Origin of the sequence: Pseudovibrio flavus, from assembly GCF_009711345.1 — a bacterium.
GTDB classification, from domain to species: Bacteria; Pseudomonadota; Alphaproteobacteria; order Rhizobiales; family Stappiaceae; genus Pseudovibrio; species Pseudovibrio flavus.
In genome coordinates this window covers 115,375-115,792 of record NZ_SMMA01000063.1, presented here as the reverse complement: position 1 = coordinate 115,792, position 418 = coordinate 115,375, and the positions used below count along the sequence as shown (strand labels likewise).

Genomic DNA, 418 nt, shown 5'->3' with positions numbered 1-418 from the left:
TTCAATATTGACGCCTTTGAGTGAGAACGGACGACTTGCCTGAGAAGCACAGTCTTCCAACACTTCGCGGGCACCACCCTCAAAGCCACTCTTGCTGCGACCGGCTACATCCAACGCCACTGCGCAAGCTTTAGCCGCGCCGCGTTGACGATCCAGATGCTCACGAGCGGACTTTGGTAATTCGATGTTGTAACGCTCGATAATAGCCAGAGCATCTTCTACGCTGGTGGTGTCTTGAACGGTAGGGCCGGAGGCGATGTTGATCGGGTCATCGCCCGGAACGTCGGAAATCAGGAGATTGATGATACGCGCCGGATGAATAGCTGCTGCCAGTCGGCCGCCCTTGATGCGGGACAGATGACGGCGCACGCAGTTCATTTCGTTGATGGTTGCGCCGCAAGCCAGAAGCTTACGGTTA

Annotated in this window: 1 protein-coding gene; it reads right to left on the bottom strand. The window is 56.0% G+C overall.

Annotated elements, in window-relative coordinates:
• A partial coding sequence (locus E1162_RS12405; protein WP_155131910.1) for a DUF4147 domain-containing protein occupies positions 1–418 on the bottom strand: 418 nt, incomplete at both ends.